The sequence below is a fragment of the Planococcus beijingensis genome, assembly GCF_016820615.1.
GTDB lineage: Bacteria > Bacillota > Bacilli > Bacillales_A > Planococcaceae > Planococcus > Planococcus notacanthi.
The window spans coordinates 915,814-935,631 of the sequence record NZ_JADHDZ010000001.1 but is presented as its reverse complement, the minus strand read 5'-3'; the positions used below and the strand labels follow the sequence as shown (position 1 = coordinate 935,631).

The 19,818-nt window shown below is 45.4% G+C and carries 15 protein-coding genes; all 15 read right to left on the bottom strand.

The window, feature by feature from the left end:
- Positions 1-62 precede the first annotated feature (62 nt).
- Positions 63-782, bottom strand: coding sequence for an elongation factor P 5-aminopentanone reductase (gene ymfI, locus IRE19_RS04380; protein ID WP_203339446.1), 720 nt, complete (start codon positions 780-782; stop codon positions 63-65).
- On the bottom strand, positions 779-2,080 hold the full coding sequence (gene yfmH / locus IRE19_RS04375) for an EF-P 5-aminopentanol modification-associated protein YfmH (protein ID WP_191714149.1): 1,302 nt from the start codon (positions 2,078-2,080) through the stop codon (positions 779-781). Before yfmH ends, ymfI begins: the two co-directional genes overlap by 4 nt.
- Entirely contained in the window at positions 2,073-3,347 is a 1,275-nt protein-coding gene (gene yfmF / locus IRE19_RS04370) for an EF-P 5-aminopentanol modification-associated protein YfmF (protein ID WP_191714148.1), read from the bottom strand. Before yfmF ends, yfmH begins: the two co-directional genes overlap by 8 nt.
- 476 nt (positions 3,348-3,823) lie before the next feature.
- Positions 3,824-4,783, bottom strand: a complete 960-nt coding sequence (locus IRE19_RS04365; protein ID WP_191714147.1) for an ABC transporter permease — start codon at positions 4,781-4,783, stop codon at positions 3,824-3,826.
- A gap of 1 nt (position 4,784) precedes the next feature.
- Positions 4,785-5,834, bottom strand: a complete 1,050-nt coding sequence (locus IRE19_RS04360; protein WP_191714146.1) for an ABC transporter permease — start codon at positions 5,832-5,834, stop codon at positions 4,785-4,787.
- Positions 5,824-7,383, bottom strand: a complete 1,560-nt coding sequence (locus IRE19_RS04355) for an ATP-binding cassette domain-containing protein (RefSeq protein WP_203339445.1) — start codon at positions 7,381-7,383, stop codon at positions 5,824-5,826. Before IRE19_RS04355 ends, IRE19_RS04360 begins: the two co-directional genes overlap by 11 nt.
- A gap of 162 nt (positions 7,384-7,545) precedes the next feature.
- On the bottom strand, positions 7,546-8,619 hold the full coding sequence (locus IRE19_RS04350; protein WP_203339444.1) for a BMP family lipoprotein: 1,074 nt from the start codon (positions 8,617-8,619) through the stop codon (positions 7,546-7,548).
- A 47-nt stretch (positions 8,620-8,666) separates the two neighbouring features.
- The gene (locus tag IRE19_RS04345) at positions 8,667-9,395 is read right to left on the bottom strand and encodes a GntR family transcriptional regulator (RefSeq protein WP_191714143.1); all 729 of its coding nucleotides are present in this window, start codon (positions 9,393-9,395) and stop codon (positions 8,667-8,669) included.
- 175 nt (positions 9,396-9,570) lie between these two features.
- Positions 9,571-11,916 (bottom strand): FtsK/SpoIIIE family DNA translocase, encoded by a 2,346-nt coding sequence (locus tag IRE19_RS04340; RefSeq protein ID WP_203339443.1) that lies wholly within the window; start codon positions 11,914-11,916, stop codon positions 9,571-9,573.
- 78 nt (positions 11,917-11,994) lie between these two features.
- Entirely contained in the window at positions 11,995-13,662 is a 1,668-nt protein-coding gene (locus IRE19_RS04335) for a ribonuclease J (RefSeq protein WP_191714141.1), read from the bottom strand.
- Between the two features lie 128 nt (positions 13,663-13,790).
- Positions 13,791-14,828 carry an aspartate-semialdehyde dehydrogenase gene (locus tag IRE19_RS04330; RefSeq protein ID WP_191714504.1) on the bottom strand — a complete coding sequence of 346 codons (1,038 nt, stop codon included), beginning with the start codon at positions 14,826-14,828 and terminating at the stop codon, positions 13,791-13,793.
- A gap of 80 nt (positions 14,829-14,908) precedes the next feature.
- The gene (locus IRE19_RS04325) at positions 14,909-16,135 is read right to left on the bottom strand and encodes a M16 family metallopeptidase (protein WP_191714140.1); all 1,227 of its coding nucleotides are present in this window, start codon (positions 16,133-16,135) and stop codon (positions 14,909-14,911) included.
- 59 nt (positions 16,136-16,194) lie between these two features.
- Positions 16,195-18,312: a polyribonucleotide nucleotidyltransferase gene (gene pnp, locus IRE19_RS04320; protein ID WP_191714139.1), complete on the bottom strand. Its 2,118-nt coding sequence runs from the start codon at positions 18,310-18,312 to the stop codon at positions 16,195-16,197.
- 149 nt (positions 18,313-18,461) lie between these two features.
- Positions 18,462-18,731, bottom strand: a complete 270-nt coding sequence (gene rpsO / locus IRE19_RS04315; RefSeq protein WP_142826542.1) for a 30S ribosomal protein S15 — start codon at positions 18,729-18,731, stop codon at positions 18,462-18,464.
- A gap of 135 nt (positions 18,732-18,866) precedes the next feature.
- Positions 18,867-19,817, bottom strand: a complete 951-nt coding sequence (gene ribF, locus IRE19_RS04310; RefSeq protein ID WP_191714138.1) for a riboflavin biosynthesis protein RibF — start codon at positions 19,815-19,817, stop codon at positions 18,867-18,869.
- Position 19,818: the final 1 nt, after the last annotated feature.

Genomic DNA, 19,818 nt, shown 5'->3' with positions numbered 1-19,818 from the left:
AGTTAATATGATAGCGGATTTACTGCTATGGGGAAAGGGGCATATAGTTACAGGAAATGCGATTATATCAGCCATCCGCCATTAATTCGGAGGGTTTGCCCAGTCATATAATCCGCTGTTCCGCCGACCAGAAATTCGACGGCATCCGCTATATCCTGAGGGGACCCCAACCCCAATGGGATATCGTCCTCGATTTCCTGCAATTCTTCTGCAGAAAAGGAATCATTCATTTTCGTCATGATGAACCCTGGTGCCACTGCATTGACACGTGTTCCAGACGGCGCCATTTCTTTGGCATAGGCTTTAACAAATGCCAGTTGGGCACCTTTCACAGCTGAATACACCGTTTCCATAGAGGCACCGGTCTCACCCCAGATTGAAGAGATAAAGACAACATAAGATTTATTGTAACGATGAAAAAAAGGTGAAATCGAACGGATCGCCGAAATCGGATTTTTCACATGCACACGCCAAAGTGACTCCATGTCCTGTTCTGTTGTATCAATGAGCATTTTCTGTAAGGAATGCCCACTCGCCACAATAACGCAGCTTGCATCATAAACATTTCCAGCCAACTGCCCGGCTCCTGCTTCATCAGCAAAGTCAGCCTGTATCGGAACAAACTCCTGTGCAGGATACTGTTCCGTTAACCGGGCCGCAAGCCCACTTGCTGGATTCGAATTCCAATGCAAGTACAGCGACCATCCGCTCTTTGCCAATTGATGAGCGATGCTTTCACCGATTTCTCCAGAAGCTCCTAATAAGACGGCAAACCGTTTCACTCTGCTTCTTTCGCAGTCGGCATAATAGTGAAGATCGATTGCTGGGATTCATGGCTGACTAAAGCAAAAGCATTTTGAAGGTCAACCACTTCCAGGCTCTCCAGAACGGGCACAACATCGAATAAGTTCATTTCATTGAACGCATAATGAGTAAACTGGTTCGCGATATATTCAGGCGAATTCAACGCTCTCAGGAAAAAACCGATTTTCTTGCGGCGAACACGGTCAAGGTCTTCCTGTCCAAAAGGCCATTTTTCAATTGCATTTTGAAGCGTATGTTTGATTTCCTTTATCAGCACTTCGGGTTTGTGGGTATCAGAACCGATCAAAGCATATCCGAAACCATGCTCTAATGAATAATCAAAAGAATAAGATTCATCGATCCAATCGTTTTCGTAAGCATGATGATAAAAATCCGATGTCCGACCGAACAGCAATTCATAAGCCAATTGAGCTGCCAATTCATGCTTGAGCATATCAGGGCCAATCAAATCCAACTTTTCCGGTTTGATGCCGTAAAAGACTTTCGGCTTCTGAACGCTCATTTCCAGTACGCGTTCCTTGATTGCCACTTCTTTCGGTTCTTCCGGATAAATGCGTTTGATTTCTGTTGGCGCTTCAAATGTTTTCTGCGCTTGATCTTCTTTCACCAATTTCATCATCTGATCCGGATCGACATTTCCGACGACGAACAACAACATATTGGACGGATGATAGAACGTGTTGTAGCACGTGTATAAATGTTCAGCCGTGATGTCCTGGATGGATTCCACAGTACCCGCAATATCAATTTTCACCGGATGGTTTTTATAAAGGTTTTCGATGATGCCAAAATACAGGCGCCAATCAGGCTGGTCATCGTACATCGTAATTTCTTGCGCAATGATGCCTTTTTCCTTTTCTACGGTCTTTTCCGTAAAATAAGGGCTTTGGACAAAATCCAAAAGTGTTTTGACGTTTTTATCGATTTCGCCCGTAGCCGAAAACAGATAAGCGGTCCGGGTAAATGAAGTAAAGGCGTTTGCTGAAGCACCCTGTTTGCTGAACTCCTGGAAAACGTCCCCTTCTTCTTTTTCGAACATTTTATGCTCAAGGAAATGAGCGATGCCGTCCGGCACTTTAATCGGTTCCATTCCACCTTGAGGGACAAAATGGTTGTCGATCGAACCGTATTTAGTAGTAAAAGTCGCAAAAGTCTTTGAAAATCCTTTTTTTGGCAGAATATAAACGTCCAGCCCATTATCCAACTTCTCGTGGAAAAGCGTTTCTTCCAATTGTTCAAATTCGACTTTATGCATCTTTTTCATCCTCCTTGCCTGATAAGAAATAAGTCATTTCCAAAGACAGTTCCTGAGCAACAGCGGCAATGTCGTCTTTGGTAACGTGTTTCCATCTGTTGATCATAAATTCCGGTTCAAATGAATCCGTCAATTCCATGTATTGATCATAAATATCGATTTGTCCACGCGCTGAATCCAATGCCTCTTTCAATTGGTTGGTCAGCAAGGCCTTTGTCTGTTCAAGCTCAATATCAGAAATATTGCCTTTTTTGACTTCTTCCAATTGTTCCAGAATCAATGCCACTGCTTTTTCTTCCAGCTTTGAATCAATCCCTGCCAGCACGAACATCAAGCCAAATTGCGAAGCGAAAGAACTTGATACATAGTAAGCCATGCTTTCTTTTTCGCGAATATTAACAAACAGCTTCGAATGTGCATAACCGCCAAAGACGCCATTCATCAATTGCATGACGGGGAATTTTTCGTCGCGGAACGTAATCGGTGTAAAGAATGCCATATGCAATTTCCCTTGTTTCATGTCTTCATATTCAAGCACGCGTGACTGTTCCGGTTTAACCAATTCCAAAGGCGGTGCAGCTATCGCTTTTTCCCGATCCTTGAAGTGAAAAAATTCACGGATATGAGACGCAATCATTTCCGGTTTAACGTCACCCACTGCATATATTTCAATTTCATTTTCAGTCAACATTTCTTTGTATTCGGCAACCAATTGTTCGTTGGTGACATTTTCTACATCCTCAATAGTACCATTCGATGTGATTGAAGCCGGATGATTGGGCAATGCCAATTCCATCATACGCTGCTGCGCATAACGCGTCTTTTCATCAAAAACGGATTCAATGCGTTGGATAATGGCATTTTTCTCACGTTTAAAAATAGCTTCCTTAAATAAGCCATGCTCAAAATTCGGCTTGAACAAAACGATGTACATCAAATTCAGGACTTTTTCCAAAACCCCTTTTTCAGACAGGTATTGATCATTCACCGTTTCAACGTTCAGCGTCACAATATGCTCATTGCCCCGCTTTGAAGAATCTATGTAAAGAGATGTACCGTACAGGTCGTCAAGAACCATACGCAGCGCCGTGTGTGAGGGATAGACCTCATTGCTGTGCTGCAATACATTTGCCAAAATCGAACGGGCAGATGCTTTTTCCTTGGTAAGTTTATCTTTGAATTTAATCGAGAAATTTATCGTTTTAAACTGTGTAGTTTCATTGACGTGCACATTAACGCCTTTAGCAATGTTAATCGTTTCAAACATGTTGAATCCCCTCTCGTCGTTCATGTTCTAACTATACCGAACCTTTTCCGTTAATTGCAAATAAAGAAAAGCGAAGATGCCCGTATTCGCCCTGACAAGCGCTGAAGGATTTGCTGTTAATGGCGCTTTTTGCCATCATCAGCAAGTCTGAAGCGACCTCGAGGGACCGGGCGTCGGAGCTGGATCATAAGAAAAGCGAAAGCGACTGGATCGGCATACAATAAAAAGTGGCTTTTTCGTAAGTCTCTAAAATAACATGGCCGGAGAGAAAAAAAGCCTTTCTCTCCGGTTGTTTTTGGATGTAGGAATACCTTTTCTGAGAGCAGCCGGCTGATGGAAAGGAAAGCGGCAGAAGACGTGCCCGCGGAACGCGTCCGCCGCATTGGACATCAGCCAGGTCTTTCGGGAACGACAAAAGGGCTGTCACCAAAAGTCATTTTTCATGACCTTTTGGGACAGCCCCTTTTCAAAATACTTTATCGTTGTCCTTTGATATATGGTTTTCCGTTCGCCAGTGGTGCATTGGCGCGTCCGATAAATCCGGCTAGTGCAAAGATCGTCAAGACGTACGGCAAAATCAATAGGAACACATTCGGAATTTCCTGGATTATCGGTATAGATGATCCGACGATACTCAAGGATTGCGCGAATCCGAAGAACAAAGCAGCTCCCATTGCACCAAGCGGATGCCATTTACCGAAAATCATCGCTGCCAGCGCCATGAAGCCCTGGCCATTGATTGTGGCATGGCCAAAATCATTGGTGATGGTCTGCGCATAGATTGCACCACCGATTCCCGCTAGCGCACCGGAAATCATAACCGCGACATAACGCATTTTCGCTACATTGATTCCCATCGTATCCGCTGCCATTGGATGCTCACCTACAGCACGCAAGCGTAAGCCGAACGGCGTTTTATAGATGATGAACCAGGCTACAAAGGCAACCCCAATCGCGAAGAACGATGTATTGTAAACAGAAGTAAAGAATAATGGACCGATAACCGGTATGTCCGAAAGGAACGGAACATTATAGCGCGAAAAGCGCTCAGTGATAAAGTCTGTCTGCCCTTTATCGAAAATTCTTTTCACCAGATACAAAGACAACGCAACTGCCAATAAGTTGATGGCAACACCTGATACTACCTGATCTGCGCGGAATGAAATGGATGCAACTGCATGCAATAAAGATAACAGCAATGCGGCAACCATGGCGGCGATCAATGAAATCCAAGGTGTGGCTGCGCCGAACGTATCGGCAAACAATAAGTTGAACAAAATCCCGACAAACGCACCGATGACCATCAGCCCTTCAAGGCCGATGTTGACAACACCCGATCTTTCCGAGAAGACACCGCCGATCGCCACCAAGATAAGTGGCGCTGCATAGAAGATCGCTGAAGGAATGATGAAGTATAGAACGTCAAGGAAACTCATATTACTTCGCCTCCTTCTTCTTAGCTGATGCACGGAGCAGCAGCAAGCGAATGATGTATCCTGAAGCTACAAAGAAGATGATAACCGCAATTACAATCTCTACAATCTCAATTGGAATACCTGCAGCGTTCGGCATATTCAAAGCCCCATATTTCAAGGAACCGAACAAGGTTGCACCGAAGATGACACCCAGCGGCGTATTCATGCCGAGCAAGGCAACAGCGATTCCATCAAAACCGATTCCGGTAAACCCACCCTTGGAAGAAACATACTCAAATGTTCCAAGTGCTTCCATCGCTCCACCCAATCCAGCAAACGCCCCTGAAATGACCATGGCGAGAATGATGTTTTTGTTGACATTCATGCCGGCATATTGAGAAGCATTCTGGTTAAATCCAACAGCTTTCAGCTCAAAGCCGAGCGTTGTTTTCTCCAAAATGAACCACATGACACCGACCATAAGCAAAGCAATGACAATTCCCAGATGCAGACGCGAAAATTCCGTCAGATTCTCTAAAAACTCTGAGCGCAGGGAAGCACTTGCAAAAATGCTTTCTGTGCGGTCACCGCCATCAGAAACGGTCCGAATCAATGCATTTGTAACATGCAAAGCGATGTAGTTCATCATGATTGTGACAATTACTTCATGGACATGGAATTTCGCTTTCAAAAGACCTGGTACAAAGCCCCATAAAGCTCCAGCTACTGCTGCTGCGATAATGGCTAATGGCAAGTGGATGATCTTCGGCAATTCGACGGCTACTCCCACATACGCCGCAGCAAACCAGCCAACGATCAGTTGCCCTTCCACACCAATGTTAAAAAGTCCTGAGCGGAACGCAAAAGCAACTGCCAGACCAGCCAGTAAATAAGGAGTGATTTGGCGAATCGTTTCTCCGATCGTATACATGTCTCCAAAAATTCCGTTCCAAAGGGCGGCATAGCCCTCCAATGGATTATAGCCGCTGGCCAGCATGATCACTGCACCGACTAGCAATCCTAAAATAACGGAAACGATGGGGACCAGGAGATTGGTCGCTCTATTCGACATGCTGATCCTCACCTTTCTTCGTCAAATCCTGTGTATCTTTGTGACCGGTGTGTCCTGCCATCAACAAGCCCAATTCCTGCTCAGTGGTGGTTTCAGGCGTGACAATATCCACAATTTCTCCGTCGTGGATAACAGCAATACGGTCTGAAACGTTCATGACTTCGTCGAGTTCAAACGAAATCAATAGAACGGCTTTGCCGTTGTCACGCTGTTCAATCAAGCGGCTATGGATAAACTCGATTGCACCGACATCCAACCCCCGTGTCGGCAGCGCTGCAATCAATAGATCCGGATTGCGGTCCACTTCGCGTCCGATAATGGCTTTTTGCTGATTTCCTCCCGATAGCGAACGGGCTAATTCTGACGGTCCTTGCGTCCGGACATCAAAATCCTTGATAATTTGAAGCGCCTTCTCATTGATTTTATTGTAATCAATAATTCCTGATTTAGAGATGGGTTTTGTATAGTACGTTTGAAGTGAAATGTTATGGCCTACCGGGAAATCCAGTACAAGGCCATGCTTATGGCGATCCTGGGGGATATGGCCGACTCCCGTTTCTGTCACTTTGCGTGGTTTCATATTCGTGACGTCTTTGCCATTGACAAAAATAGTGCCGCTTTTCACTTTTCGAAGGCCAGTTATGGCTTCGATCAATTCGGATTGGCCATTCCCATCAATTCCCGCAATTCCGACAATTTCACCTTTGCGAACGTTCAGATTCAAGCTTTTCACTTTATCGATCCCGCGATAATCCTGGACGACCAAATCTTTAATATCCAAGACTTCTTCGCCTGGGAAAGCTTGCCCTTTAACGGTGGTGAATTCCACTTGCCGACCAACCATCAACGACGCAAGGTCATTTGGATTTGTTTCTGAAGTGATGACTGTGCCAATTCCCTGGCCTTTGCGAATAACCGTAACCCGGTCCGACACATCCATGATTTCTTTTAGTTTATGGGTAATCAAAATAATTGATTTTCCTTCAGCAATCAATCTTTTCATGATTTGAATCAATTCCGTGATTTCCTGAGGTGTCAGGGAAGCAGTCGGTTCATCAAAAATCAAAATTTCGGCTCCGCGGTACAAAGTCTTCAATATTTCGACCCGTTGTTGCATGCCTACAGAAATGTCTTGAATAATCGCATACGGATCTACGTTCAACCCATATTGTTCAGATAACGCTTGAACTTTCTTGGCCGCGTCTTTTTTATTGGTGATGCCGTATTTGGTTGGCTCACTGCCCAAGATGATGTTCTCGGTGACCGAAAAGTTTTCGACCAGCATGAAATGCTGATGGACCATTCCGATTCCCAGATCGTTTGCGACATTCGGATTGGCAATATCCACTTTCTTGCCCCGAACCCGGATTTCTCCGCCTTCCGGCTGGTACAAACCGAACAAGACGTTCATCAACGTCGATTTCCCTGCGCCGTTCTCCCCTAATAATGCGTGAATTTCTCCCTTTTGCAGTTGCAGCGTAATATTGTCATTTGCGACAAACGTACCGAACTCTTTACGGATATTCAGCATTTCAATTACATATTCCACTGTTGTCACTCCCTCGAAACTGCTGACTTCTTTTATTTAATTAATACAGGAAAGGCTTCCGTTGCCAAAAGCCTTTCATCTATTAACTTCCTTCTTTAGACAAAAAAAATCATAAAGACCGGTTGACCCGGTCTTTATGATGACCGTGTTTCTGAGTGACTGTTACTCTACTTTTTCTGGTACTGTGATTTCGCCATCGATAACTTGTTTTTTAAATTCTTCGATTTTAGTCATCACATCTTCTGGAATTGCTCCACGAGAATCCGCAAGGCCTACACCATCATCAGCAAGGCCGTAAGTGATTGTTTCGCCACCTGGGAAATCTCCCGCCATTGCCTGTTCAGAAATGTTGATTACTGCTTTGTCTACACCTTTCAATACAGATGTCAAAGTTACGTTGGCATCGCCAGTTTGGCCTTCATCGTATTGGTCAGCATCTACGCCGATAACCCAGATGTTTGCATCCGGATCTGCTTCTTTGCGTTCTTTTGCTTCAGTGAATACACCATTCCCAGTACCGCCAGCTGCGTGGAAAATGATATCAGCTCCAGCTGAGTACATACGGTTTGCAGTTGTTTTACCTAATTCCGCTTTATCAAAAGCCCCTGTATATTGAACATCGACTTCAACTGTTTCGTCTACAGCTGCAACCCCTTCAAGGAATCCTGCTTCAAAACGTTCGATTACTGGAATTTCCATCCCACCGACAAATCCGATTTTTTTCGTTTCTGTCATTAGAGCTGCTGCTACACCCGCAAGGAATGCGCCTTCCTGCTCTTTGAACAGGACACTTGCAACGTTTGGAGCTTCTACTACCGCATCAATGATGGCGATTTGAGCTTCCGGCTGCTGCTCAGCAATTTCTGCTACAGCACCTTCCATAAGGTAGCCGATACCGAATACGACATCAAAATCACGGCGGATCAAGTTGTTCAAGTTGGTGTTGTAATCCGCATCTGATGCAGATTGAAGGTAGTCAAAGCCGCCATCGCCCTTTTCAAGGCCATTTTCTTCACCAAATTGCTGGACCCCTTCCCAAGCAGATTGGTTGAAGGATTTATCATCCACACCGCCAACATCTGTAACCATGGCAACCGAGAAATCAGCAGCTTCTTCCGTGCCTTCTCCTCCGCCAGTTTCACCTGTTGAAGTATCTTCTTCGCTTCCGCAGGCAGCAAGCATCGTACCAGCAGCAAGCATTAATGATAAACCTAGACCAAATTTACGTTTTGTCAATGTAATAACCCCCAAGGTTTTTTTGATATTAGCAGGAATTTGATGTTTTACACGCGTTTGCGAACCACATGAAAGCTAAATTTATCAGCTCTGAAGTAATTCTTTGAATAAAGCACCAATCGATCGTCTTCATCGTAATGGAGCTGTTTTAATACCAGTAAAGCCGTTTCCGGTTCACATTCCAGGATTGGAGAAGCATCTTCATGATACCCAGTCGGATCAATGAACGTCACCGCGTAGGAAATATGAATATCGCCGGATTCTTCAATCGCTGTAAAAATGGAACTTTCCTTGCGCCCTAAAAAATCTGCAGGCAAATAGTCCGAAGGCACCTTGTCGATGCAGTAAACGACAGGCTCTCCGTTTGCCGTGCGAACGCGTTCAATTGTAATGACAGTATCATCGGCGGTGCAATGAAAGCGTTTTATATCTTCCTCAGAAGAAAGGGTCTCCGACGTGCTCAAGTAGATAGCGCCGGGTTCCATTCCTGCCTGACGGATCATATCGGACACACTCGTCAATTGTTCAATCCCAGATGTGAAAACAGGCTTTGAATTGACGAATGTGCCGACTCCGTGGCGTCTGACGATGATATTATCTTCTTCCAACAGCCGGAGCGCTTCTCGCAAAGTCGCCCGGCTGACTCCCAGGGTTTTTGACAATTCGAATTCGGACGGCAACTTCTCTTTTTCTTTGTAGACGCCCGCAGCAATATCCTGCTTCATTCGGTCAATAACCTGAAGGTACAAAGCACGATGATCCGATTTAATTGTCATATGATTCACCACCCATGACAGAGATCAGACATCTGATGTAAAACATTCCTACTAATCAAAATTACTATACCACTTATTAGAAATGAAATAAATAGTAATTTGTCGAATTTAGCGAATTTTCATTTCCCTATATTCAAAGATACTAATCATTTTGTCACAAAAAAACCCAAATTACTCAATATTCTTCCTGCTTTGGAACTAACACGGTCCGCGGTTTACTGCCTTCATAAGGTCCGACGACTCCCCGCTGCTCCATTTGGTCTATGATGCGGGCAGCACGCGAGTAGCCCACACGGAAGCGTCGTTGCAGCATGGAAACCGAAGCTGTCTGCATTTCTGTCACCAACTGGACCGCATCATCATAGATTTCATCTGTTTCTTCATCGATTTTGGTCTCGTCGATTTCACTTGGAATCATGTCTTCCTGGTACTGAGCTTTTTGTTGCTCAATTGCAAAGTCAACAATTTTTTCAACTTCTGAATCCGACAGGAATGCCCCTTGCACACGGACCGGTTTTGATTGGCCTGCTCCAAGGAATAACATATCCCCGCGTCCTAGTAATTTTTCAGCTCCACCCATATCCAGGATTGTCCGTGAATCGATGGAAGATGACACCGCAAAAGCGATGCGTGATGGAATATTCGCCTTGATGACGCCAGTGATGACGTTGACGCTCGGGCGCTGTGTCGCAATGATCAAATGGATCCCTGCTGCACGCGCCATCTGTGCCAGGCGAGTAATGGCGTCTTCCACTTCGTTTGAAGCAACCATCATCAAATCAGCCAACTCATCGACAATGACAACGATAAACGGCAGCTTTGGATGCTTGTCTTCATTTTCCTCATTGAAGACCCGTACGTATTCATTGTATCCTTCGATATTGCGAGTTCCGGTGTGAGAAAACAGTTCGTATCTTCTTTCCATTTCCGAAACGATTTTCTTCAACGCTTGTGCCGCTTTCCGCGGATCTGTGACAACCGGTGCCAACAAATGTGGAATGCCATTATAGACGTTCAGCTCCACCATTTTCGGATCGATCATCATCATTTTCACTTCATGCGGCTTTGCCCGCATGATGATGCTGGTGATGATGCCGTTGATGCACACCGACTTCCCGCTTCCTGTTGATCCTGCAACGAGCAGATGCGGCATTTTATTCAATTCTGTCATCACTGCTTGGCCTGTAACATCTCTGCCTAAGGCAAACAGCAATTTGGCATCAGGCCGGTTGTTTTCTTCCGATTCCAGCACTTCACGAAGACTAACAATCGAGACTTCCGTGTTTGGCACTTCAATGCCGATTGCGGATTTTCCGGGAATCGGCGCTTCAATCCGGATATCGCGCGCAGCCAAGGCCAATGCCAAATCGTCGTGCAGGCTGACGATTTTGCTGACTTTGACGCCGGTATCGGGCAGCACTTCGTACTTCGTCACAGCTGGCCCTAAATGGACCTGCGTCACTTTCGCACGGACGCCGAAGCTCTGGAACGTTTTCTCAAGTTTCTTGGCGTTTTTCTGGATGCCTGAATACTCGCCGCTTTGGTCGTGGTGCGGCGGCAGTGTCAACAAGCTGAGAGGCGGCAGCTGGTATTCTTCGTTTTCCAGTTCTTCTGCAGTCGACATCAACTGGATATCACCGGTGTCCGGTTCTGCAGCAGTTTCCGCAGCAGGCACGTTCTGCACTTCCGGCTGTTTGGGTTTCACGTTTTCAGTAAATGCCGATATGATCGGTTCTTCAGGCTGTGGGCGGTACAGAAGGTCTTCTTCTTCCTCTTCTTCATAAGCCAGGGATTCATTGATTTCCAGCACTTGTTCAGGTGCTGATTTCTTGCGCGGAGCGCGCAGTTTTTTCGGCTCATTCCGCTGGAAACGATTCATCAGCGAATCGATTGCCGGACGTGCACTTGGAATTTTTTCGGCAATAAACGGTGCGGCCGCTTTTCCTGTCAAGATGATGGCACCAATCGACATCAGGATAATCGCGACGATCCAAGTTCCCGCTGTATCAAACAACACATGCAATAGCGCATATAAAAAGGCACCGACGATTCCGCCGCCTGTCGCCAAATACGTAGTCCAGATTGTGCCGGTCATTTGCGTATGGCGAATGGTTTCAGAAATGACATTGGCTGATGTAATCGGCAGGATGGATCCGGCCGCCCAGATTAAATGGCAAATCAACAAAATGCCGATCAGGATAAAGCCGGCTCCTGTTGCCACTTTCAGTCTTGGCTTTGGCCATTTCCGCTTAACCATTACATAGATAGCGACATAGACAATTGCCAGTGGAATCAGGAAGGCCATATAGCCACCGATAAACTCAGCTAAATTGTAGAACATCTTGCCGATGACGCCCAACTGGAACACCATCAACACGGCGATTCCAAGCAGTACCAAACCAATCACTTCATAAGCGATCATCGGCATCGGCTGCTTTTTTTTATTTTTCGGCTTTTGCCGCGGTTTTGCTTTTGCTCTCGCTTTTGGTTTTGCTTTCGTAGTTGTACGAGCCCTGGTCATAGCGATCCCTCTTTTCTTCCATAATCGAAAAAGGATTCCCTCCGATTAGATCGGTATGGAAATCCTTTTGCTTTTTTCTTAGTATTCCATAATTATCGGGATGATCATCGGACGGCGCTTCGTTTGCTGGAATAGGTAGGAATTCAATGTATCGCGAATTTCCTGCTTGATGTTATTCCATTCGAATGCGTCTCTGGTGACATATTTTTCAACGACCTTGCGTACAAGTCTTGTAGATTCATCCATCAGCTCTTCTGATTCACGGACATAGACAAAACCGCGTGAAATCATTTCAGGGCCGGAAGCGATTTTCTTCTCTTTGCGGTTCAGCGTAACCACAACGATGAAAATCCCATCCTGGGACAATAGCTTACGGTCACGCAGAACGATATTGCCTACGTCGCCGATGCCGATTCCATCAATAAGTACATTGCCGGCAGTAACGCGCCCGCTCATCCGGACTTTGCCTTCTTTGTATTCCACGATATCGCCTTTATCGGCGATAAAGATTTCAGACTTATGCAAGCCGACCTGCTGCGCCAATTTAGAATGCGCAATCAGCATTTTGTATTCACCCTGTATCGGAATGAAATATTTCGGCTTCATCATGTTCAGCATCATTTTAAGATCTTCTTGGCTGCCGTGTCCTGATACGTGGACTTTTTTGCTGGCGGTCAAAACATTTGCGCCGGCTTTCGCCAACTTATTCATTGTTTGGAACATTGGAACTTCCATACCGGGTGATGGTGTGAATGTAATTAATACTGTATCTGTTTCTTTGATTTTTACGTCTTTGTGCTGCTTGCGGACCATTTTGTCCAAAGCTTCAAGCGGCTCCCCTTGGTTACCGGTAACAATGATGACCACTTCGTCATCACGGTAGTTCTCCAGGTCTTTCAGGGAAATGACTGTATCTTCGTCGACTGTCAAGTAGCCTAGGCGCAGGCCGACTTCATAGCTGCTCTCCAGACTTCTTCCGGCTACAGCGACTTTTTTGCCTGTCGCTGCCGCGATATCGAATACCTGTTGGATACGAATAAAGTTTGATGAATAAAGGGATACCAGTACACGGCCTTCAGCAGCAAGGAATGCCGACAGGATATGGTCTGCAACCACAATTTCCGAAGTTGTATATCCTGGGCGTTCAGCTTCAGTAGAGTCGGACAGCAGCATCAATACGCCGTCTTCTCCCAATTTCGCCATTTTTGCGATATCGGGCTTGTAACTGCCTTTAGCTGACTGATCAAATTTGAATTCGCCTGTATGCACGATTGCGCCTTCAGATGTGTGGAAGACGATCCCAAATGCGTCAGGAATACTATGTGTCGTATGGAAGAACGTCACATGTGTTTTGTCGAAGTTCATGCGGCTCTTGTTAGTAACTTCAAAGAACTTGACATGCTTTAAAGAACCTTGTTCTTTAATATGTTCTTTAGCTAATGCAATCGTCAATTTTGATCCGTAGACCGGCGCTTGGATTTTCTTCAGTAAATAAGCAATTGAACCAATCGCATCTTCGTGCCCGTGTGTCAAAAAGATTCCTTTGACGCGGTCTTTGTTTTCTTCAAGGAAAGTCATATCCGGAATGACGATATCCACACCCAGCATTTCATCCTCTGGGAACATCAATCCACTGTCCACGACGAATAGATCTTCGTCAATTTCGATTACGTACATTGCTTTGCCGATTTCACCGACTCCGCCTAAAGGGATAACTCTTATTACTTCATTTTTAATTTTGCTCAATTTATTTCCTCCTAAAATTCACCCGTACACATCCATAGAATTCATTATACGGGAATCACCGGAAACAGTCCAAAGAAAAAAATAAACCGGCTCATAGGCCGGTTCATTTTTTCGATTGCCGTTCGGGATTAAATGATATTTTCTTCAATCAGGGCTTCTGCAATCTGAACCGAGTTCAGTGCTGCGCCTTTTACCAGGTTATCTGAAACGACCCACAGGTGGAAGCCATTCGGGTTGTCCAAGTCCTGGCGGATACGGCCGACAAACACTTCATCAAGTCCTGCAGTCATCAAAGGCATCGGGTACAGTTGGTTTGATGGGTCGTCCATCAGCTCCACGCCTGGTGCCTGTGCAATTGCCTGCTTGACCTGCCCAACAGTTGCCGCTTCTTTGAGTTCCACGTAAACCGATTCAGAATGCCCTGTGACCACCGGCAAGCGTACGCATGTCGCTGCGACTGCCAGGGAATCATCGTGCATGATTTTTTTCGTTTCGTTGATCATTTTCATTTCTTCGAATGTATAACCGTTGTCGGTGAATTGATCAATTTGCGGAATTACATTGAAAGCGATCGGGTAATGGCGTTCAGCCGATTTGACCGGCAGCATTTTTGCATCAGCTGTTTTTGCGTTGTCAAAGTCGCCAGCTTGTTCTTTCAATTCATTGATGGCATCAATTCCCGCTCCCGATACTGCCTGATAAGTGGAAACCACCACTTTCGTCATGCCAAACAGTTCTTTTAATGGCTGCAATGCACAGACCATCTGGATTGTAGAACAGTTTGGATTGGCAATTATTCCTTTATGGAGAGAAAGATCGCTTTTATTCACTTCAGGAACAACTAAAGGCACTTCCTTGTCCATACGGAACGCGCTGGTATTATCTATAACAACGGCACCACGTTTAACCGCTTCAGGGGCGAATTTTTCTGAAACACTTCCTCCTGCGCTGAATAAAGCAATATCAATGCCTTCAAATGATTCAGGTTTGGCTTCCTGAACGGTGAAAGTCTGGCCATTGAATGTAATCTCTTTTCCGGCAGATCGGCTTGAAGACAAAAAGACAATGTCTTTTATAGGAAAATTCCGTTTCTCCAATTGCTCTGTCATTTGCTGGCCGACTGCACCTGTTGCTCCCATTATCGCTACGTTGAATGTTTTCACAATATTCGCTCCTTCAATGTTGATTTGAATTATTGTAACATAATTTACCCTGCTAAAGGAGCAAAACAGCAAAAAAGCTCCCTTTATACTAAGGAAGCTTCTTTCGGACGTATGATGGAAACCGCTGGCGATTCCACCAGGATCTCCAATAAGGAATAAACTTTTTCTAATGTTACCTGATCGATTTGAGAAAGCACTTCATCGTAAGTCTGGTGTTTGCCCAGCAATAGTTCGTGACGGCCGTTACGGCTCATACGCGCACTTGTGCTTTCAAGACCCAGCATCAAACTGCCTTTCAGCTGTTCTTTGGAGTCGGTCACTTCCTCTTCCGTAATACCGCCATTTTTCAATTCCTTTAACAAGGTCATAATGACTTGCTGCATTTCAGCCATTTGTTCATCTGATGTTCCACCGTAGATCGCCAATGTTCCATGATCGGAATAAGCAGAATGATAGGAGAAAATCGAGTAGGCCAATCCACGTTGCTCACGAATTTCCTGGAACAGCCTTGAAGACATGGAGCCGCCGATGATGTTGTTCAGAACCGTGAAGCTGTAGATATCCGGATCATTTAAAGACAGGCCGGGAAAGCCAAGGCATAGATGCCCTTGTTCCGTTTCTTTATTTTTCAGTGAATAGCCGGATGTGAAAACAGGAAGTTCGTACTTTTTCGGACTTTCTTTTTTCTCGAATGAGCCGAATAACGCTTCAATCTTTTCCAGTAAAGCTGGAGTGATGTTGCCTGCCACCGAAACGACCGTATTTGCAGGTGTATAATGGCGATCCATATAGTCGCGGATTTTCTCAGGCGTAAAGCTTGCCAAGGTTTCAGCGGTCCCAAGAATCGGTGCGCCGATCGAGTTCTGCGGATACATGACGCGCCATAATTGCTCATGCACATCGTCGTCCGGCATGTCTTCAGTCATGCTGATTTCTTCAAGGATGACTTGGCGTTCCTTGTCGAATTCCACCGGATCCATCTGCGAATTGAACAGCATATCCGCGAGTACCGTTACAGCATGTTCCGCATGATGGTCCAAAACCTTTGCGTAGTAACAGGTATATTCTTTTGATGTATAGGCATTGATATCGCCGCCGATGCGGTCGAATTCCCGGGCGATTTCTTTCGCAGTGCGCGAATCCGTTCCTTTGAACAGCATGTGTTCAATAAAATGCGTAATGCCGTTTTCTTCCGGCAACTCATCCCGTGAACCGTTATTGACAAAAACCCCAACTGCTACGGAATGAAAATGGGGAATGTGTTCGGAAACAATGCGCAATCCATTTTTGCAAGTCTGTGTAGTCACCATGTGCATGTTCCTCCTCATAGTAAAAAATTGCCGACAAAGTCGGCAATTTGAATAGATGATTATTCTTGGTTTTGTTTTTCAGCTGCCTCTTTTTGTTCTTTCAAAACAACCTTACGTGATAAGTTTACACGTCCTTGGCGGTCAATTTCAATTACTTTGACTTGGACGATCTGGTCCATCTTCAGAACATCTTCCACTTCTTTCGTCCGTTCTTCCTGGATTTCCGAAATGTGAAGGAGTCCGTCTTTGCCCGGGAACAATTCAACGAATGCGCCGAACTTTTCAATGCGTTTGACTTTGCCTTCGTAATATTCGCCGACTTTCGCTTCACGCACGATATTTTCGATCATCGCTTTCGCTTTCGCATTCATTTCTTCGTCTACTGAAGAAATGAAGATCGTACCGTCTTGCTCCGTATCGATCTTAACGCCTGTTTCATCGATGATTTTGTTGATCACTTTTCCACCAGGTCCGATAACATCACGGATCTTGTCAGGATTGATCTTCACCATGATGATTTTCGGTGCATACTTGGAAAGTGTCGTTCTTGGTTCAGCAATCGTCGCCAGCATCGATTCAAGGATGTGGATACGTCCGATTTGAGCTTGCGTCAACGCTTCTTCCAAGATTTCACGTGACAGGCCATCTATCTTGATGTCCATTTGAAGAGCGGTAATGCCTTTTGCAGTACCGGCTACTTTAAAGTCCATATCGCCAAGGTGATCTTCCATGCCTTGGATATCAGAAAGTACTGTGTAGTTTTCGCCTTTTTTGACAAGGCCCATCGCAATACCTGCAACTGGAGCTGTCAACGGAACACCGGCATCCATCATCGCAAGTGTGGAAGCACAGATACTCGCCTGTGAAGTCGAACCGTTAGATTCCAATACTTCTGCAACAAGGCGGATCGTGTAAGGGAAATCTTTCTCATTTGGAATGACTGCTTCAAGAGCGCGCTCACCAAGTGCTCCGTGTCCGATTTCGCGGCGTCCAGGCCCACGAAGGAATCCGGTTTCACCTACTGAGAACAACGGGAAGTTGTAATGGTGCATAAAACGTTTTGTGTCTTCGATGCCAAGGCCGTCGATGATTTGAACATCACCTAAAGCGCCTAGCGTACAGATGCTCATCGCCTGCGTTTGACCGCGAGTGAACAAGCCTGAACCGTGTGTGCGGTTAAGAATGCCGACTTCTGATGACAATGGACGGATTTCAGAAGGTCCACGGCCGTCCGGACGGATTTTTTCATCTGTGATCAAGCGGCGTACTTCGTCTTTGACCATTTTATCAAGGATCTGGCCAGCCTGTTTTTTCACAGCGTCATCCGATTCTTCGTATGCCGCCATTGCACGGGCTTTGACTTCGTCAATCGCTTCATTTCGTGCTTGTTTTTCATTGATTTGGACAGCTGCATTCAATTCAGCTTCTACTGCTTCTTTAAGTGTCGCCGTCAATTCTGCATCCAATTCGTAAAGCTGGATTGCCGTTTTTTCTTTGCCGACTTCTGCAGCAATCTGTTCTTGGAAGGCAATCAATTTCTTGATTTCTTCGTGTCCGAACATGATGGCTTCCAAAATCACTTCTTCAGAAACTTCTTTCGCTCCGGCTTCCACCATGTTGATGGCTTCTTTAGTACCGGCAACCGTCAAGTTGATCGAGCTTTGCTCAAGCTGATCGTTTGTCGGGTTGATGATAAATTGTCCGTCGATCAAACCGACGATTACTCCAGCGATCGGACCGCCGAAAGGAATATCCGATATCATCAAGGCTAGAGAAGAACCGAACATTGCAGCCATTTCTGATGGACAATCCTGATCTACAGACATAACCATGGAGATGACTTGAACTTCGTTGCGGAAACCATCCGGGAATAACGGGCGGATTGGGCGATCGATCAAACGGCTTGTCAAAGTCGCTTTTTCAGAAGGGCGTCCTTCACGTTTGATGAATCCGCCTGGGATTTTACCGACAGCGTAAAGACGCTCTTCGTAGTTGACCGTCAATGGGAAGAAATCCAAAGGTTTCGGAGTTTTTGAAGCGGTTGCAGTTGAAAGAACTGCTGTATCACCATAACGGATCAATGCTGCTCCGTTTGCTTGTTTTGCCAATTGGCCGACCTCAACCTGTAATTCGCGGCCAGCCCAATCAAGTGTGTAGACTTTTTTTGTTTGCCCCATAATATCGAGCTCCTCTCTCTTACCTTGTTTCTCTATACTATATGTATCCAATAGTAGTGTATCAAAAAAGCATCCGGTATGCGATGCGATAATTTAAAGTTTTATCCATAAAGAAAAAGCGGGACGAATCCCGCTTTTACTTTTTGCTATTAACGGCGTAGGCCAAGTCTTGCGATTAACTCGCGGTAGCGAGCAACTTCGTTTTCACGTAAGTATTTTAGCAAGTTACGACGGCGTCCAACCATTTTGAATAGACCACGACGTGAGTGATGATCTTTTTTGTGAGTACGTAAGTGCTCATTCAAGTTGTTGATGTCTTCTGTAAGAATGGCGATTTGAATTTCTGCAGACCCAGTATCAGTGTCATGCACTTTGTATTCATTGATCAATTCATTTTTACGTTCTTGTGTGATTGCCATACTGTTTCCACCTCCTAATTTCTGATATCCCCAATTACCGAGCAAACGTTGGTGATTCGATTTGCCAAGCAACGGTTTGTACATTCAGTACTCATAAATAATAGCATAAGCCATTTCCGAAATCAACCACACTGATTAATTAATGCCAGCGAAAAACTGCTCAGCCGTCATCTTGTCACGCTGAATTTGCGCTTTCAACTCATCAATGCCGGAGAACTTCTGCTCATCCCGGATCCGTTCATGCCATTCGACTTCCACCATTTCCCCGTAGATCGACTTGTCAAAATCAAGAATATGCACTTCGATGACTTGCTTTTTTACATCGGGATTATTAAACGTCGGCTTGAAGCCAATATTGCAGACACCATTGTAAGTCTGCCCCTGCACTTGAATTTTCACCGCGTAAACGCCGCGGCTTGGCACGACAGCACCCAGTTCCGGCTCTATATTGGCCGTCGGAAATCCGATGGTGCGTCCCCGTTTATCACCATTGACCACGGTTCCTAAAACACGGAATGGCCGGCCCAACAAATGGCAAACCTGCTCGACTGCACCGTTTTTCAATAGCTCACGGATGCGTGTCGAACTGATTTTTTCATTGCCATCTTCCTGTTTTTCTATGACAGTGACGCCATACTGCCCGTCACCCAGCTCTTTCATCAAGGTCATATCGCCTTTGCCTTTGCTGCCGAACGAAAAATCGAACCCGGCTGTGACATGGCTGACATTCAGTTCCTTAATGAATATCTCGATAAACTGTTGCGGCGTCAATTTGGCAAACTCTGAAGTAAAGCGCACGATAAAGCAATAATCGACGCCCATTCCTTCAAGGATTTCCATCTTCTGCTGCATAGGCGTAATATAAAAGACTTCTTCTTTTCTGCCGCCCAAAACCAATGAAGGATGTGGATCGAACGTCATAACCGCTGATTTAATGCCTTTGCTTTCAGCTTGTTTGATGGCGTCGCCTATCACGCGCTGATGTCCTTTATGTACACCGTCGAAAAAGCCGAGGGCCAAGGACAATGGTCCCGTCTCACTATCGGGTTTAACGTGAATCGGATAACTTAAATGAATAATTTCCATA

Bases quoted from the DNA above. Each gene is read 5' to 3' on its own strand.
- IRE19_RS04360 (WP_191714146.1), bottom strand. From the start codon at position 5,834: ATGTCGAATAGAGCGACCAATCTCCTGGTCCCCATCGTTTCCGTTATT.
- ribF (WP_191714138.1), bottom strand. From the start codon at position 19,817: ATGGAAATTATTCATTTAAGTTATCCGATTCACGTTAAACCCGATAGT.
- IRE19_RS04340 (WP_203339443.1), bottom strand. From the start codon at position 11,916: ATGACCAGGGCTCGTACAACTACGAAAGCAAAACCAAAAGCGAGAGCA.
- IRE19_RS04345 (WP_191714143.1), bottom strand. From the start codon at position 9,395: ATGACAATTAAATCGGATCATCGTGCTTTGTACCTTCAGGTTATTGAC.
- pnp (WP_191714139.1), bottom strand. From the start codon at position 18,312: ATGGGGCAAACAAAAAAAGTCTACACACTTGATTGGGCTGGCCGCGAA.
- IRE19_RS04365 (WP_191714147.1), bottom strand. From the start codon at position 4,783: ATGAGTTTCCTTGACGTTCTATACTTCATCATTCCTTCAGCGATCTTC.
- rpsO (WP_142826542.1), bottom strand. From the start codon at position 18,731: ATGGCAATCACACAAGAACGTAAAAATGAATTGATCAATGAATACAAA.
- yfmH (WP_191714149.1), bottom strand. From the start codon at position 2,080: ATGCATAAAGTCGAATTTGAACAATTGGAAGAAACGCTTTTCCACGAG.
- IRE19_RS04325 (WP_191714140.1), bottom strand. From the start codon at position 16,135: ATGGTGACTACACAGACTTGCAAAAATGGATTGCGCATTGTTTCCGAA.
- yfmF (WP_191714148.1), bottom strand. From the start codon at position 3,347: ATGTTTGAAACGATTAACATTGCTAAAGGCGTTAATGTGCACGTCAAT.